Consider the following 13,850-nt stretch of genomic DNA (forward strand, 5'->3'; position numbering starts at 1 on the left):
GTAGCTGGGGGAGCGTGCCACGCCCCGCGAGCCCAGATCACAACTCCAGACAGGCCCTGAAGGCCCCGCACGGCGGCGCCGCGCCCGGGAGGGCCGCCGGGGTCAGGGGCGCAGCGGCTTGACCCAGCGGCTCCACTGCGGCTGCGGCGCATAGCCGGCCGCGCTCCACGCGTGGTGGGCGAGGTCGTTCCCGTTGAGCACCATCGCGTCCCCGCGCCGTCCGCCCAGGGCCGCGAACCGCTCCTCGGCCGCCGCCAGCAGGGCCGTCGCCACGCCGCGGCGGCGGTGCCCGGGGTGGACGGCCAGCCGGTACAGATGGCAGCGCCAGCCGTCGAAACCGGCGATCACGGTTCCGGCGAGCTCACCGTCCCGCTCGGCCAGCAGCAGCGACTCCGGGTCGCGGTCGAGCAGCCGGGCCACCCCGTCCCGGTCGTCGCTGATGCTGGTGCCCTCCGCCGCCTCCTTCCAGAAGGCGAGCACGGTGTCGAGGTCGGCGGGGGCCGCGGCCCGTATCCGGAGATCGTTCATGTCCGTATCCCACCATCGGGCGGACCGCGGCGTCGACGGGATTCCGCCGGGTCAGCTGCCGTGCAGCTCCTCGATCACCAGGGCGAACGCCTCCATGTTGTGCTCCAGCACGGCGAAGTACGAGAAGCCGAACCGCTCGCGGTGGGCCCGCAGCTGCTCCGCCATCTCCTTGGCGTCGCCCAGCAGCAGCGCCGGGTGCTCCAGCAACTGGTCCTCGGTGAGGTCCGGTGCGTACGGGGCCAGCTCACGCGCCTTGGCGCGCCGGTCGTCGGTGGGGCCGACCATCTGGATGAGGTAGTTCAGCTCGATGGCGTCATCGCTCTCGTCGGTCCCCTTGGTCCTCCCCGCTTCGGCGGCGAAGCGGCGGAAGGCGGCGACCCGGCCCTCCAGCGCCTCGGGACTGATCAGCTGGAGGGTGCCCTGGGGCTTGCCGGCGGGCTGCACCGCGCCGGTGAAGGCCGTGATGTCCGCGTGGCGCGCGGCCAGCCGCAGCAGCCGGTCGCCGTTGCCGCCGAGCAGCAGCGGCGGGCGCGGGGACTGGGTGGACCGCGGCCGGTGCTCGGAATCGGTCAGCAGCCGCTCCAACTCGGCCACGGTGTGCACCAGATGGTCCACCCGCTCCCGTGGCGAACCGAACGGCAGCCCGGCGCTGTCGTGCTCGGCCTTGACATAGCCGGCGCCCAGGCCGAGCTCCAGCCGGCCGTCGGTGAGCGCGTCGCAGGTGGCCACCTCCCTGGCGAGCAGCGCGGGGTTCCAGAAGCCGGCGTTGAGCACGAAGGTGCCCAGCCGCGGGCGCTCGGTCGCCTCGGCGGCGGTGGCCAGTGCCGGGAACGGGGCGGGGTTGCCGAGGTGGTCGGGGGCCAGCAGTACGTCATAGCCGAGTTGCTCGGCGTGGCGGCACTTCCCCCGCCATGCCTCGGCCGATTCAAGGGTGAGCAGATTGACTCCGAAACGGAACGGCCTTGCCATGAGCCCTCCTTGATCGCGGATACCGTGAACGTATCCGAGATCGGCTCCGCTCGGGGCGGCTCACCCTTATTCGGCGGCCCGGCCGATCGGGCCCTGGGCCCGGGGATCAGTTGAGCGGATCGGGCTCCGGGGCGGCCCCGGGCGGCGCGGTGGCGGCCGCGAAGATGTGCATCCGTTCCAGCACCGCCTCGGCCGTGGGCCGTTCCATCCGGTCCACGATCCGGCCGTCGGCGAGGAAGAGCACCAGATCGGAGTGGGCGGCGGCGGTCGGGTCGTGGGTGACCATGACGACCGTCTGCCCCAGTTCGTCCACGGCCTCCCGCAGGAAGCGCAGCACCTCCAGGCCCGCCCGTGAGTCCAGGTTGCCGGTGGGCTCATCCGCGAAGATCAGCTCGGGGCGGGAGGCGAGCGCCCGCGCGCACGCCACCCGCTGCTGCTGCCCGCCGGACAGCTGGGCGGGCCGGTGCCGCAGCCGGTCCCGCAGCCCGAGGGTGTCGATGACCCGGTCCACCCACTCCTGGTCGGGCTTGTGGCCCGCGATGTCCATGGGCAGGGTGATGTTCTCGGCCGCGTTGAGCGTGGGCAGCAGATTGAACGACTGGAACATAAAGCCGATCCGGTCGCGGCGGAGCTGGGTCAGCTCCTTGTCGCCCAGGCCGGTGATCTCGGTGTCGCCCAGCCAGGCCCGGCCCGACGAGACCGTGTCGAGACCCGCCAGACAGTGCATCAGGGTGGACTTCCCGGAGCCGGACGGGCCCATCACCGCGGTGAACCTGCCCCGTTCGATCTCCACGTCCACCGCGTCCAGCGCGAGCACGGCCGTCTCGCCGCTGCCGTACGCCTTGGTCAAGGACCGGGCCCGGGCCGCCGCATGGGCGCCGCCGTCCGCGTACCCGTCCGTTTTCGTTGCCGCCGGTGTGGACACGATGCCTCCCCGTATCGGAACGTCGTGCCCTCGATGGTAGGGACCCGGCCGCCGGTACGCGCGCCTGCGGACGCGGGCGTACGGGAATGCGAACGCCGACGGGACGGCGATCAGGGACCGGAAGGCGCCGATGGGCGGCGGGCGGCGCCGAGCACGCACGGGGACGTCGGCAGCGTCGGGCCCCGGTCCGGGATGCGCAGCCGGCGGTGGTCGAGCGGTTCGAAGCCCGCGGCCGCGATCTCCGACCGCACCTCGCGCGCCGTATGGCAGCCGCCGAACATCAGCGGCCACACCGTGCGGTCCAGCGCCCGCTGGGTCGTCGCCAGGACCTGCCCCTCGGCGCGGCCGTGCTCGAGGAAGCGCAGCTCACCGCCGGGCCGCAGCACCCGCAGCAGCTCGGCGAGCGCGCGCCGCACATCGCGCACCGAACACAGCACCAGACAGGCCACCGCCGCGTCGAACCCCTCGCTCTTGACCGGCAGCGCCTCGGCGACGCCCGGCACCACGTCCACCGGCACCCCGGCGCGCAGCCCCGCCCGGGTGGCCAGCCGCCGCAGATGGCGCTCGGGTTCGATGGCGACGACCTCGGAGACGGTCTCGGGGTAGTGCGGGAAGTTCAGTCCGTTGCCCGCGCCGATCTCGATGACCCGGCCGGAGAGCCCGGCCAGCAGCTCGCCGCGCAGCTCACCCAGCCCGGCCCGGTCGTCGGCCAGTGGGCTCAGTCTGGCGTAGGCGCGGGCGAAGAGCGGGTGGTGGACGGCGTCACGCGGGGGTGTGCGACGGCCTACGGGCATGGGAGCTCCCCCTTGTCCAAGGTACGGACGGTTTGTCCCGGGTGTCCCTGGGATGGACGATGACCGGTACCGGGATTCTGCCCAGGCGGGGGGTGTCGCTACGCGGCGAGCCGCGTCGCGTCCCAGGTGCCGTCCAGCCGGGGCGCGAGCCAACCGGGTGCCTGGGCGCGGAATTCGGCGGTTGGCAGGGCGGGGGCGCCCTGGGGGATGGCGCCCAGCAGCGGGACGCCGGAGGACTCCGGCAGATCGGCCACATTGCAGCGGGAGGCGAGATCCGCGGCGGCGGGCCAGCTGCCGATGACGACGCCGGGGCACTCCAGCCCGCGGGCGCGCAGTGCCTCGGTGGTCAGGGTGGTCGCGTTGAGGGTGCCGAGGCCCGCGTGGGCGACGACGAGAACGGGCGCGCCGAGCAGCCGGGCCGCGTCGGCGAGCGTCGCCCCCGTCTCGTCGAACCGTACGAGCAGCCCGCCCGCGCCCTCGATCAGCACCAGATCGTGCTCGGTGGCCAGCTTCTCGGCCGCCTCCGCCACCTCGTGCGGCCGCACCGGAGGCCGTCCGGCGCGGCGGGCGGCGGTGGCGGGGGCCAGCGGCTCGGGGTAGCGGGCGAGTTCGAGCAGGGTCACCGCCCCGGCGAGCCGGCCCACCTCCGCGGCGTCACCCGGCTCGCCCTCCGCGACACCGGTCTGGGCGGGTTTGAGCACCGCCACCGAGCGGCCGCGCGCGAGGGCCGTGGCGGCGACGGCCGCCGTGCTGACGGTCTTTCCGATCTCGGTGCCCGTACCGGTGACGACCAGGACTGTCATCTTTGTTTCCGTTGCCTTTCGCTTTTGTTCGTGCCCCCGGGACATGCCCCGGGCTGCCCACGCGTGCCCCGGCCTGCGGTCGGTCTCCTTTCCCTGCGGAGAGCCGACCGCGAGCGGGGCGGGCGGGTCAGACGGCCGCGGCGGCGGCCGCCCGGACCGCCGCGCAGATCCGGGCCAGATCGTGGTCCCCGGTGATGTACGGCGGCATGGTGTACAGCAGATCGCGGAACGGGCGCAGCCATACGCCCTCGCGCACCGCGGCCCGCGTCGCCGCCGCCATCGCCGCGTCGTCCATCGGACGGTCCAGCTGGACGACGCCGATCGCGCCGAGCACCCGTACGTCCCGGACGCCCGGCACGGCGGCGGCCTCCGCGAGACCGTCCCGCAGCCCGGTCTCGATCCGCTTGACCTCCTGCCGCCAGTCGTAGGACAGCAGCAGATCGATCGATGCGCAGGCCACGGCCGTGGCCAGCGGATTGCCCATGAAGGTCGGGCCGTGGGCGAGCACCGGCACCTCGCCGCGCGAGATGCCCTCCGCCACCCGCGGGGTGCACAGCGTGGCGGCGAGGGTCAGATAACCCCCGGTCAGCGCCTTGCCCAGACTCATCACATCGGGGCACACCCCCGCGTGCTCGGCCGCGAAGAGCGCGCCCGAGCGGCCGAAGCCCGTGGCGATCTCGTCGAACACCAGCAGTACGTCGTGCTCGTCGCACGCCTCGCGCAGCACCCGCAGCAGCGTGGGGGAGTGGAAGCGCATCCCGCCCGCGCCCTGCACCACCGGCTCCACGATCACCGCGGCCAGCTCATGGGCGTGACGGGCCACCAGCTCACGGACGTGGCGCTCGTACGCCGGGTCGGGGTCCGCGTCGAAGCCGGGCGGCGGCGCGTCCGCGAAGATCTGCTCGGGCAGCACACCGGACCACAGCCGGTGCATGCCGCCCTCCGGGTCGCACACCGCCATCGGCTGCCAGGTGTCACCGTGGTAGCCGCCGCGCCAGGTCAGCAGCCGCCGCTTGGCGGGGCGGCCGAGCGAGCGCCAGTACTGGAGGCACATCTTCACCGCGACCTCGACCGACACCGAACCGGAGTCGGCGAGGAAGACGTGCTGGAGCGGCTCGGGCGTGATCTCCACCAGCCGGGTGGCCAGCCGGACGGCGGGCTCATGGGTGAGCCCGCCGAACATCACATGGCTCATCCGGTCCAGCTGACCGCGCGCGGCGTCGTTGAGCGCCGGGTGGTTGTAGCCGTGGATGGCGGACCACCACGACGACATCCCGTCCACCAGCTCGCGGACGCCCTCCACCGGCTCGGCCAGCCGCAGTCGGACCCCGGCCGCGGACTCCACGACCAGCGGGTCCTGGCGGCCGGGCATCGGACCGTACGGATGCCAGACGTGCTGCCGGTCCAGCTCCCGCAGCTCGGCCGGGGTCAGCGGCTCAGGCATTGGGCGGCAGATCCGTGCCCGCGCCGCGGCGGCGCACCGCGACCAGGCCGGCGTGGGACTCCTGCGTGCCCGCGGGGGCGGAGACCGTCGCACCGGCCGCAGCCTGGGCCGGTACGGCGTCGGCGGGTACGGCGTCGACCGGCGCCGCGTCACCGCACGGGCCGCAGCCGCCGCCCTCACCGCCGTGGCCGCCGCAGCCGGCGGCGGCGAGCGCGTCCGCCCGGTGCGCGGGCAGCGTCGTCGTGTCGGTGCCCTCCACCTCGAAGCCCGCGTCGGCGATCATCGCGAGGTCGTCCTTGCCCGACTGGCCCTCGGTGGTCAGATAGTCGCCGAGGAAGATCGAGTTCGCCAGGTTCAGGGCCAGCGGCTGCAGCGTCCGCAGATGGATCTCACGGCCGCCCGCGAGCCGCACCTCGACGTCCGGGCAGACGAACCGCACCATGGCCAGGATCCGCAGACAGCGCTGCGGGGTGAGGTTCCAGTCCCCGGCCAGCGGGGTGCCCTCGATCGGGATGAGGAAGTTGACCGGCACCGAGTCCGGGTCCAGCTCGCGCAGCGAGAAGACCACGTCCACCAGGTCCTCGTCCGACTCGCCCATGCCCGCGATCAGCCCGGAGCAGGCGGACATCCCCGCCGCCTGGGCCTGCTGCACGGTCGAGACCCGGTCGGCGTAGGTGTGGGTGGTGGTGATGTCGCCGTACGTCGCCTCGGAGGTGTTGAGGTTGTGGTTGTACGCGTTCGCCCCCGCGTCCTTCAGCCGCTCCGCCTGGCCGTCGGACAGCAGCCCCAGACAGGCGCAGATCTCGACGTCCTGGTGCTCCTCCTTGATGGCGGCGATGGTCTGGGAGACCCGGTCCACATCGCGGTCGGTCGGGCCGCGTCCGCTGGCGACCAGGCACACCCGCTTGGCGCCGCCCGCGACCCCGGCGCCCGCCGCGGCGGCCGCCTGCTCCGGCTTGAGCCAGGTGTACTTGAGGATTCCGGACTTCGAGCCCAGCCGTTGTGAGCAGTACGAACAGTCCTCGGGGCACAGCCCCGACTTGAGGTTCACCAGATAGTTGAGCTTCACCCGCCGCCCGAACCAGGCGCGGCGCACCTTGCCCGCCGCGGCCACCACATCGAGCAGCTCGTCATCGGAGGTCGCCAGGACGGCGAGCGCCTCTTCGCGGGTGGGCGTCTCGCGCCGCAGCCCCTTCTCCACCAGCGTGTTCAGCAGGTCCATGGCGACGATCCTTTCCTACCCCACCGCCCGCGGCCAAGGAGAGACCGTACAAGACGCGCTGATCGGGGTGTGTGTATTGCCACACCATGACCGGGCATGGACGAGGCTACGTTCTATCCGGACCCGACAGTCGGTGCCCGAGACGAGGCCACGGAAGGCGAGGCAGCCGATGCCCCAGGACCGCGACGACGCGTTCGCATGGATCGACGCACAGCGGGAGCGGCGCGACCGGGCGGGGCTGGTGCGTCGGCTCAGCCCCCGCCCCGCCGACTCCCCGCTGCTCGATCTGGCGAGCAATGACTATCTGGGGCTGGCCCGGCACCCGGAGGTGACGGCCGCCGCGGCCGCGGCGGCGCACCGCTGGGGCGCGGGGTCGACCGGCTCGCGCCTGGTCACCGGCTCCACCGAGCTGCACACCACGCTGGAGCGGGAACTCGCCGAGTTCTGCGGATTCGAGGCGGCCCTGGTGTTCTCCTCCGGTTACGCGGCCAATCTGGCCGCCGTCTCCGCGCTGAGTGGCCGGGACGCCCTGGTCGTCTCCGACGCCGACAACCACGCCTCGCTCATCGACGGCTGCCGGCTCTCGCGCGCCGAGATCGGCGTCGTCCCGCACGCCGACCCGGACGCCGTGCGCAAGGCGCTGGGCGCGGCCGAGGCGGACGAGGGGGAGGCGACGGCGGGGGAGGCACGGCGGCGCGCCCTCGTCGTCAGCGACGCGGTCTTCTCCGTCGATGGCGACGCCGCCCCGCTGGCCGCCCTCGCCGGTGCCTCCCGGCGGTACGGCGCGGCGCTGGTGGTGGACGAGGCGCATGGCCTGGGGGTGCTCGGCGAGGGCGGGCGCGGCGCGGTGCACGAGGCCGGGCTCGCGGGCGCGCCGGACGTGGTGGTCACGGCCACCCTCTCCAAGTCGCTGGGCAGCCAGGGCGGGGCGGTGCTGGGGCCCGCCCGGGTCATCGAGCATCTGGTGAACTCCGCGCGGACGTTCATCTTCGACACCGGGCTCAACCCGGCGGCCGTGGGCGCCGCCCTGGCCAGCCTGCGGCTGCTGCGCCGGGAGCCGGAGCGCGCCGCCCGCGTCCGTACGGTCGCCATGGGGCTGTACGGGCGGCTGACCGCCGCCGGGCTGGCCGCGGTGCGGCCGGACGCGTCGGTGGTGTCGGTGCGGGCCCCGTCGCCGGAGGGGGCGGTGCGCTGGGCCGCGGACTGCCGCGCGGCCGGGCTGATGGTGGGGTGCTTCCGCCCGCCGTCCGTCCCGGACGGCGTCTCCCGGCTGCGGCTGACCGCGCGCGCGGATCTGACGGAGGAGCAGGTCGAAGCGGCGGTCGACGTGATCGTGAGGACCGCGCCGACCGCCTGATGGCTCACTGACGGGAGGGTGAGCGGATCAGCCGCTCACCGGGGGAGAGGTACTTCACCGGAAGAGGTACTTCACTGACGGATCAGCTTCCGGTTCCGGCCTCACGCGAGGTGCCGGAGCCGGGGCCGTCGCCCTTGAGTCCCTCGAGGAAGGAGACCCAGGTCGACGGGGTGAACAGCAGAACGGGGCCCGCCGTGTTCTTCGAATCGCGCACGCCGAGCCGGTCGGGCCCCAGCAGGGCCGTCTCGACGCAGTTGTTCATTCCGACGCTGTAGCTGCTGCGCAGCCAGTCGACGGAGTTGGCGGACATTTTGGACATGGTGCCCCCTCAGGCGCCGCCCCCGATTTTGTTGATGAAGGACAACGATTCCTCAGGTGTCAGAGCGTGAGCGCGCAGTACTTCGAACGCGGCGCTGTACGCCCGGAGGTCTTCTTTCCGCTCCAGATAGAGGCTACTCGTCAAGTGGTCGAGAACTACTACGTCCAGGTCACTAATGTGCGGAAAAGAGAAAATAATGAAAGGACCTGTCATACCAATGGGCATTCCGATAGAGAATGGCAGCACCTGAAGCTGCACCTGAGGCAATGCGCAGAGTTCGGCCAGATGGCGCAATTGCGCCGTCATCACTCCGGGCCCGCCCACCTCACGCCGCAGCGCCGCCTCGTCGAGCACTGCGTGCAGCCGCAGCGGCCGCTCGCCGTGCAGCACGGACTGGCGCGCGATCCGCACCTCCACCAGCGAGTCCACCTGCGGCCCCGGCAGATCCGGGAGCGCCGCGAGGGTCACCGCCCGGGCGTAGTCCGGGGTCTGCAGCAGACCCGGCACCACCGTGGTCTCCAGGGTGTACGCGTCCGACGCCTCCGCCTCCAGGCTGATGAAATCCCGGTAGGCGGGCGGCAGCAGATCGCGGTACGCGTACCACCAGCCGCGCCGCGACCCCTCCGGATCCGAGGCACCCCCGCGGCACAGCGCCTCCAGCAGGGCGCGCAGCTCCGGGTCGGCGACCTGGTAGACCTCCAGCAGCCGCGCCACATCCGAGGGCTTGGCGCCGCTCCGCCCGGTCTCGATCCGGCTCACCTTCGACTGGTGCCAGCCCAGCTGGTTGGCGACCTCACCACTGGTGAGCCCGGCCAGATCGCGCTGGCGACGCAGTTCCGCACCGAGCTTGCGGCGACGCACCGCCGGGCCGTATCGCATCAGTTCTCCCTCCCGCTTTCCTTTTGGCGCGTCACCCGCAGCGCGTGTCGCACCAGTGGCCCAGTGTGCCTTCCAAATCCGGTCTTCCGTAGCAGAGTTCACCGCTTTGGGCGACAGATATATGCATAACTCGGTGGATCGCCCCCGTTACAGCGGCCATTGGTGGCAGTCTGACGCGTAGAGCCGTCGGGGCAGCCCACGACTTCACCGGCTTCGCAGTACCACCCTCGAAACGCGTCCGCAGCCGCGCCCCGGCCGGAAAGGGACAGGCCGTCATGGCAGACCATCAGGAAGCATCCGTCACTCTGCCGAGCGCACCGACGTCGGTTCCCGCGGCACGCGCCTATGTCACGGACGTGCTCGCCGAATGGGGGCTCGGGGCGGGAGCGGAGGCCGCCGACACCGTGCGGCTGATCGTCTCCGAGCTCGCCACCAACGCCGTGGAGCACACCGTGGGCCAGTCGCCCACCTTCACCGTGGACCTACGGCTCGACCGCGAGCAGCGGCTGGAGATCGGGGTCACCGACAGCCATCCGAAGTGGCCCAGGTGGCTGCCGCTGGCCACCCAGCAGGACAGCGGGCGCGGGATGGTCATCGTCCGCTGTCTGGCCGCGGAGTCGGGCGGCGAGGTGTTCGTCACCCCGACCGCGGACGGCGGCAAGACCGTCTGGATCGCCCTGCCGTGGACCGTCCCGGTCCGCTGAGCCCGGCCGGACCGCCCCGAACCGCTCAGAGCACGCGCTGGGCCTGCTCCTCCGAGGCCCGCGCCTCGGCCAGCTGGCGGATCCGGGTGTGGACCCGCCCGGCGGCCGGGCCGATCAGATAGTGCGGCATGTCGCCGCGCTCGATCACCCCGTACCGGCTCGTGCCCATCAGATACGAGGAGTACAGGATCAGCCCGCTCGGCCCGCGCAGATCGATGGTGAGCGCCGAGAAGCCGGGGAACTCCTCCGTCTGATAGACCCGCAGGCCGTCGGCCTCCGCCCCGTAGCGCTCCTTGAAACGGCCGAACCGCTCCAGCGAATCCTTGATCTTCCGCGTCATGTCCTCCTGGTACTGGCGGGAGAGCGTGGCCGCCGCGTCCGAGGACGGATCCAGCAGATAGCAGTGGTAGGTGCCGCCCCGGCGCAGCAGCCCGAGGACCGCGTCGCGGAAACGGGCCGGGCGCTCGGTGGTGACCAGCCGGCCGGAGGTGGTGCGCAGCGCCGTCCCCATGTCCAGGACCTCCTCGGCCGCCGCGTCCAGCAGCCGCGCCTTCTCCTGGGGGCTCGGCCGCTCCGGATACGCGTGCACCGGGGCGCCGTCCGCCAGCCCCCGGCCCGCCAGCCACGCCTTGGCCGCCCCGTCCGGGCCGCCGTCGCCCGCCATCAGATAGACGTCCTTGCCCTCATGGCTTCCCACATGGGCGAACAGCTCCGCGTACGGCCCCGCGGTGCGGTACACATCCTCCGAGACCGCCAGGCAGTCCGGCGGAGTCGCCTTCTCCAGATGCGCGGCCAGATTGATGTCGGGGGAGTGGATGGTGCCGGTCCGGCCCTCGCCGGTGTGCCGTATCGCCCCCTTGTGCAGCGCCATCCGCACATGCAGCTCGCCGTCCACCCCCGCCTGGGCGAACTCGTCCCGCAGATGGCGGAGATCGAGGGTGAGAAAGGTGCGGGCCGCCTCCAGCGCGACATCGCGGGCGACGCTCTCGCGGTCGTCGTGCACCGCGAAGAAGCCCCCGTCGCCACGCCAGCTCCATAAGTCGCCGCGGGCACAGCGGTGCTGGGCCGAGAACTGCTCGATCCGCGCGCGCATCCGCTCGCGCAGCAGATCGAAGGCGTGGGCGGCCCGGTCCCTGGGGTTCGAGCGGACGATCGTCGAATATCCGGAGGTGTCGACGAAGAGCAGATACACCTGGTCGTAGGTCCGGTCCGCCTGGAAGGGCTCGCTCATGCCGGCACCACACCGCGCTCGACGGCGCCGCGCTCCACGCAGAACTCATTGCCCTCGGTATCGGACATCACCACCCACCCCAGCCCGTCCTCCGTGCGCCGGTCGTCCACCACGCGCGCGCCGAGCCCGGTCAGCCGCTCCACCTCGGCGTCCCGGGTGCCCGACGGCGGCTGGATGTCCAGGTGCACGCGGTTCTTGACGGTCTTGGCGTCCGGGACCCGCAGGAACAGCAGCCCCGGCACCCCTGGTTGCCCCGGGCCGATCAGCGCCCATTCGCCGTCCGGATCGGAGTCCTCCAGGGGGTAGCCGGTCAGCCCGGACCAGAACCGCGCGAGGGCGTGGGGATCACGGGCGTCGAAGGTGATGTGTCGGACCGGGTTGAGATACGCCATGCGATGCCTCCGGTGGTCGACGGGGCCGGTCCACGGCGGTGTCCCGGCCCCGTCAACCTACCCACGGCCACTGGCCGCTACGGCGGGTCAGCGCACATGTCCGTACCAGACCTTCTTGGTCCAGATCCGCTCCAGCCGCACCACCTCGCCGGTCTTGGGGGCGTGCCAGACGCGGCCGCCGCCCGCGTACACCCCGACGTGGTAGACCCCGCTGCCGGAGTGGAAGAACACCAGGTCACCGCCCTTGCGGGAGGCGGCCTTGATATGGCGGGTCCGGTTGTACTGGGCGGCCGCGGTGCGCGGCAGCCGCTTCCCGGCCCGCTTGTAGGCGTACAGCGTCAGCCCGGAGCAGTCGAAGCGCTTCGGCCCCGCCGCGCCGTACTTGTACGGTGCGCCCTTCTTGGACGCCGCGATCCGCAGCGCCTTGGCGGCGACGGTCGCGGCCTCGGCCTCCGGTGGACAGCCCGGCGTCGCCACGGTGCCGCCCACGGCGGCGACGGTGAGGGCGGAGACGGCGCTCGCTCGGGAGAACATCCTGGGGATACGTATGTGCGCAGACATCACACGAAACCCTTCGTGAGCCGACCCCGCCCCGGTGCGGTGGCGGGGTCCTGTCGTCTCCAGGGATGGTCACGCAGGGCGGCGCCGGTTCCGACTCGAGAGGGCGCGATGTGACGGTGGTCACGGTGGGGCCGTTCGGGTGGTGCCGACCGCTCCGCCCCACGGCGATGACCTTGATCGAACGGCCGTGCTACGGCGTGGTGGGCGGGCGGTGGAACGGACCCGGGGCGGCCGCGGGGCGCAAGCCGAGCCCGTCCGGAGCGCCGGAATCCCGCTCCGCCGTTCGGGTGACGGGGCCGCGCGACGGTGGACAGCCCCCTCCGACCGCCCTGCTCCCCTGACGAGCCCTCCTCAGGCCCGCAGCGCCGGGGGCAGCGTGACGCGCTCCGCGCGCCGCTCCCCGTCCAGCACCCGCAGCGCCCGGGCCAGGGTCTCGGTGTGCAGCTCGCTCTCCCCGCGCTCATGCATCAGCGTCAGCGCGTCCCGCAGCGCGGTGGCCTTCCCCACCAGCGCCTGGGCGGCCCGCAGACTGCCGTAGGTGTCGCGGCCGCGCGCCGGATTGATCCGGCCCAGCAGATCGACCACCTCCAGATAGCCGTCGATCACGTTTCCCTCCGCGCGGGTGAGCGCGGGCAGCGGGGGCAGCTCCGGTGGCAGCACCGCGCTCACCTCGCCCGCGGCGGCGGGCCCGGCCGCTTACGGCTCTGGGTGACCTCGTCCACCAGCCCGTAGGCCCTCGCGCCCTCGGCGTCGAAGATCTTGTCGCGGTCGATGTCGGCCCGGATCCGCTCGGCGCTCCGGCCGGTGTGCCGCACCAGCATCTCCTCGAGCATTCGCTGGGTGCGCCGCAGCTCATTGGCCTGGATCTCCAGATCCGAGGTGGTGCCCTCGACCGGCTCGCTGAACGCGGCCTGGTGGATGAGGATCCGCGCGCCCGGCAGGGCCAGGCGCTTGCCCGGGGTGCCGGCGGCCAGCAGTACGGCGGCCGCCGAGGCGGCCTGGCCCAGGCAGACCGTCTCGATGTCGCAGGAGACGAAGCGCATGGTGTCGTAGACCGCCGTCATGGCCCCGAATGAGCCGCCGGGCGAGTTGATGTAGAGCGAGATGTCCTGGTCGGGCGCGGCGTGCTCGAGATGGATCAGCTGCGCGATCACATCGTTGGCGGCGGTGTCGTCGATCGGGGTGCCGAGGAAGACGATGCGCTCGGAGAGCAGCTTGGAGTACGGGTCCATGGTGTGCGTCCCCGAGCTGGTGCGCTCGGTGAACTCGGGCAGGACATAGCGCGCGGTCGGTCGTTCCATCGCGTCACCTCTCGGCGTCGTCGTTCGCGGTGTCATTGGCTCCGTAAAAAATGTACAGGATGTACATCCAGATATGATGGGGGCATGGCTTACGAGATTCCGGTGACGCAAGCCCGTGCAGAGCTCGCGGAGCTGATCAACCGCGTGGTGTACGGCGGCGAGAGGGTGGTCGTCACGCGCCACGGGAAGCCGCTTGTCGCCCTGGTGTCCGCCGCGGACCTGCGGCGACTCGAGGAGATCGAGACGGGCGAGGAGGAACAGGTGATCAGCACCGTGTCATCGATGCGCCCCACCTCGTCCGCTCCGGGCGAACGGCGGCGCTTCGGCATCGCGGCGGAACACAGCGGCGGGGGGGGCGGGGGGGGGGGGCGGGCGCGGGCGGCCGGGGGGGGGGGGGGGCGGCCGGGGGGGCCCCCCGGGC

17 protein-coding genes are annotated in these 13,850 nt (G+C 72.6%); 3 read left to right on the plus strand and 14 right to left on the minus strand.

What is annotated here, in order from left to right:
• Positions 1 to 102 precede the first annotated feature (102 nt).
• The 7 genes from ACFXB5_RS01395 to bioB form a co-directional block, all read right to left on the minus strand.
• A complete protein-coding gene (locus ACFXB5_RS01395; RefSeq protein WP_201848467.1) occupies positions 103 to 528 on the minus strand; it encodes a GNAT family N-acetyltransferase in 426 nt (141 codons plus the stop codon).
• 51 nt (positions 529 to 579) lie between these two features.
• A complete protein-coding gene (locus tag ACFXB5_RS01400; protein WP_385201287.1) occupies positions 580 to 1,497 on the minus strand; it encodes a TIGR03621 family F420-dependent LLM class oxidoreductase in 918 nt (305 codons plus the stop codon).
• A 106-nt stretch (positions 1,498 to 1,603) separates the two neighbouring features.
• The gene (locus tag ACFXB5_RS01405; protein ID WP_385201289.1) at positions 1,604 to 2,422 is read right to left on the minus strand and encodes an ABC transporter ATP-binding protein; all 819 of its coding nucleotides are present in this window, start codon (positions 2,420 to 2,422) and stop codon (positions 1,604 to 1,606) included.
• A gap of 110 nt (positions 2,423 to 2,532) precedes the next feature.
• A complete protein-coding gene (locus tag ACFXB5_RS01410; protein WP_385201291.1) occupies positions 2,533 to 3,216 on the minus strand; it encodes a class I SAM-dependent methyltransferase in 684 nt (227 codons plus the stop codon).
• Positions 3,217 to 3,314: 98 nt separating this feature from the next.
• Positions 3,315 to 4,019: a dethiobiotin synthase gene (bioD, locus tag ACFXB5_RS01415; protein ID WP_385201293.1), complete on the minus strand. Its 705-nt coding sequence runs from the start codon at positions 4,017 to 4,019 to the stop codon at positions 3,315 to 3,317.
• A gap of 127 nt (positions 4,020 to 4,146) precedes the next feature.
• The gene (locus ACFXB5_RS01420; protein WP_385201295.1) at positions 4,147 to 5,463 is read right to left on the minus strand and encodes an adenosylmethionine--8-amino-7-oxononanoate transaminase; all 1,317 of its coding nucleotides are present in this window, start codon (positions 5,461 to 5,463) and stop codon (positions 4,147 to 4,149) included.
• Positions 5,456 to 6,685 carry a biotin synthase BioB gene (bioB, locus tag ACFXB5_RS01425; RefSeq protein ID WP_385201297.1) on the minus strand — a complete coding sequence of 410 codons (1,230 nt, stop codon included), beginning with the start codon at positions 6,683 to 6,685 and terminating at the stop codon, positions 5,456 to 5,458. Before bioB ends, ACFXB5_RS01420 begins: the two co-directional genes overlap by 8 nt.
• Positions 6,686 to 6,854: 169 nt before the next feature.
• Between bioB and ACFXB5_RS01430 the strand changes: the two genes are divergently transcribed.
• A complete protein-coding gene (locus ACFXB5_RS01430) occupies positions 6,855 to 8,042 on the plus strand; it encodes an 8-amino-7-oxononanoate synthase (protein ID WP_385201299.1) in 1,188 nt (395 codons plus the stop codon).
• Between the two features lie 82 nt (positions 8,043 to 8,124).
• Here ACFXB5_RS01430 and ACFXB5_RS01435 read toward each other — a convergent pair whose 3' ends face one another.
• Positions 8,125 to 8,352, minus strand: a complete 228-nt coding sequence (locus ACFXB5_RS01435; protein ID WP_385201301.1) for a DUF397 domain-containing protein — start codon at positions 8,350 to 8,352, stop codon at positions 8,125 to 8,127.
• Between the two features lie 18 nt (positions 8,353 to 8,370).
• Positions 8,371 to 9,240 carry a helix-turn-helix transcriptional regulator gene (locus ACFXB5_RS01440; RefSeq protein ID WP_020866587.1) on the minus strand — a complete coding sequence of 290 codons (870 nt, stop codon included), beginning with the start codon at positions 9,238 to 9,240 and terminating at the stop codon, positions 8,371 to 8,373.
• A gap of 275 nt (positions 9,241 to 9,515) precedes the next feature.
• Between ACFXB5_RS01440 and ACFXB5_RS01445 the strand changes: the two genes are divergently transcribed.
• A complete protein-coding gene (locus ACFXB5_RS01445; protein WP_385201304.1) occupies positions 9,516 to 9,944 on the plus strand; it encodes an ATP-binding protein in 429 nt (142 codons plus the stop codon).
• Between the two features lie 25 nt (positions 9,945 to 9,969).
• Here the strand turns inward: ACFXB5_RS01445 and ACFXB5_RS01450 are convergent, their stop codons facing one another.
• From ACFXB5_RS01450 to ACFXB5_RS01470, 5 genes are all read right to left on the minus strand, one after another.
• A complete protein-coding gene (locus ACFXB5_RS01450) occupies positions 9,970 to 11,175 on the minus strand; it encodes a hypothetical protein (RefSeq protein ID WP_385201305.1) in 1,206 nt (401 codons plus the stop codon).
• Positions 11,172 to 11,567 (minus strand): VOC family protein, encoded by a 396-nt coding sequence (locus tag ACFXB5_RS01455; RefSeq protein WP_385201308.1) that lies wholly within the window; start codon positions 11,565 to 11,567, stop codon positions 11,172 to 11,174. Before ACFXB5_RS01455 ends, ACFXB5_RS01450 begins: the two co-directional genes overlap by 4 nt.
• A gap of 87 nt (positions 11,568 to 11,654) precedes the next feature.
• Positions 11,655 to 12,128, minus strand: a complete 474-nt coding sequence (locus tag ACFXB5_RS01460; RefSeq protein ID WP_385201310.1) for a C40 family peptidase — start codon at positions 12,126 to 12,128, stop codon at positions 11,655 to 11,657.
• A gap of 351 nt (positions 12,129 to 12,479) precedes the next feature.
• Positions 12,480 to 12,788 carry a hypothetical protein gene (locus ACFXB5_RS01465; RefSeq protein WP_385201312.1) on the minus strand — a complete coding sequence of 103 codons (309 nt, stop codon included), beginning with the start codon at positions 12,786 to 12,788 and terminating at the stop codon, positions 12,480 to 12,482.
• A gap of 5 nt (positions 12,789 to 12,793) precedes the next feature.
• On the minus strand, positions 12,794 to 13,429 hold the full coding sequence (locus tag ACFXB5_RS01470; RefSeq protein WP_385201314.1) for an ATP-dependent Clp protease proteolytic subunit: 636 nt from the start codon (positions 13,427 to 13,429) through the stop codon (positions 12,794 to 12,796).
• An 84-nt stretch (positions 13,430 to 13,513) separates the two neighbouring features.
• Here ACFXB5_RS01470 and ACFXB5_RS01475 point away from each other — a divergent pair.
• Positions 13,514 to 13,850: type II toxin-antitoxin system Phd/YefM family antitoxin (locus ACFXB5_RS01475; protein ID WP_385201316.1), on the plus strand; the 337-nt coding region annotated here is incomplete at its 3' end.

This window comes from Streptomyces sp. NPDC059455 (assembly GCF_042750115.1).
GTDB lineage: Bacteria > Actinomycetota > Actinomycetes > Streptomycetales > Streptomycetaceae > Streptomyces > Streptomyces endocoffeicus.

Excerpts from the sequence above, each read along its gene's own strand:
- ACFXB5_RS01395 (WP_201848467.1), bottom strand. The coding sequence starts at position 528 with ATGAACGATCTCCGGATACGGGCCGCGGCCCCCGCCGACCTCGACACC.
- ACFXB5_RS01400 (WP_385201287.1), bottom strand. The coding sequence starts at position 1,497 with ATGGCAAGGCCGTTCCGTTTCGGAGTCAATCTGCTCACCCTTGAATCG.
- ACFXB5_RS01410 (WP_385201291.1), bottom strand. The coding sequence starts at position 3,216 with ATGCCCGTAGGCCGTCGCACACCCCCGCGTGACGCCGTCCACCACCCG.
- bioD (WP_385201293.1), bottom strand. The coding sequence starts at position 4,019 with ATGACAGTCCTGGTCGTCACCGGTACGGGCACCGAGATCGGAAAGACC.
- ACFXB5_RS01420 (WP_385201295.1), bottom strand. The coding sequence starts at position 5,463 with ATGCCTGAGCCGCTGACCCCGGCCGAGCTGCGGGAGCTGGACCGGCAG.
- bioB (WP_385201297.1), bottom strand. The coding sequence starts at position 6,685 with ATGGACCTGCTGAACACGCTGGTGGAGAAGGGGCTGCGGCGCGAGACG.
- ACFXB5_RS01430 (WP_385201299.1), top strand. The coding sequence starts at position 6,855 with ATGCCCCAGGACCGCGACGACGCGTTCGCATGGATCGACGCACAGCGG.
- ACFXB5_RS01435 (WP_385201301.1), bottom strand. The coding sequence starts at position 8,352 with ATGTCCGCCAACTCCGTCGACTGGCTGCGCAGCAGCTACAGCGTCGGA.
- ACFXB5_RS01440 (WP_020866587.1), bottom strand. The coding sequence starts at position 9,240 with ATGCGATACGGCCCGGCGGTGCGTCGCCGCAAGCTCGGTGCGGAACTG.
- ACFXB5_RS01445 (WP_385201304.1), top strand. The coding sequence starts at position 9,516 with ATGGCAGACCATCAGGAAGCATCCGTCACTCTGCCGAGCGCACCGACG.
- ACFXB5_RS01450 (WP_385201305.1), bottom strand. The coding sequence starts at position 11,175 with ATGAGCGAGCCCTTCCAGGCGGACCGGACCTACGACCAGGTGTATCTG.
- ACFXB5_RS01455 (WP_385201308.1), bottom strand. The coding sequence starts at position 11,567 with ATGGCGTATCTCAACCCGGTCCGACACATCACCTTCGACGCCCGTGAT.
- ACFXB5_RS01460 (WP_385201310.1), bottom strand. The coding sequence starts at position 12,128 with ATGTCTGCGCACATACGTATCCCCAGGATGTTCTCCCGAGCGAGCGCC.
- ACFXB5_RS01470 (WP_385201314.1), bottom strand. The coding sequence starts at position 13,429 with ATGGAACGACCGACCGCGCGCTATGTCCTGCCCGAGTTCACCGAGCGC.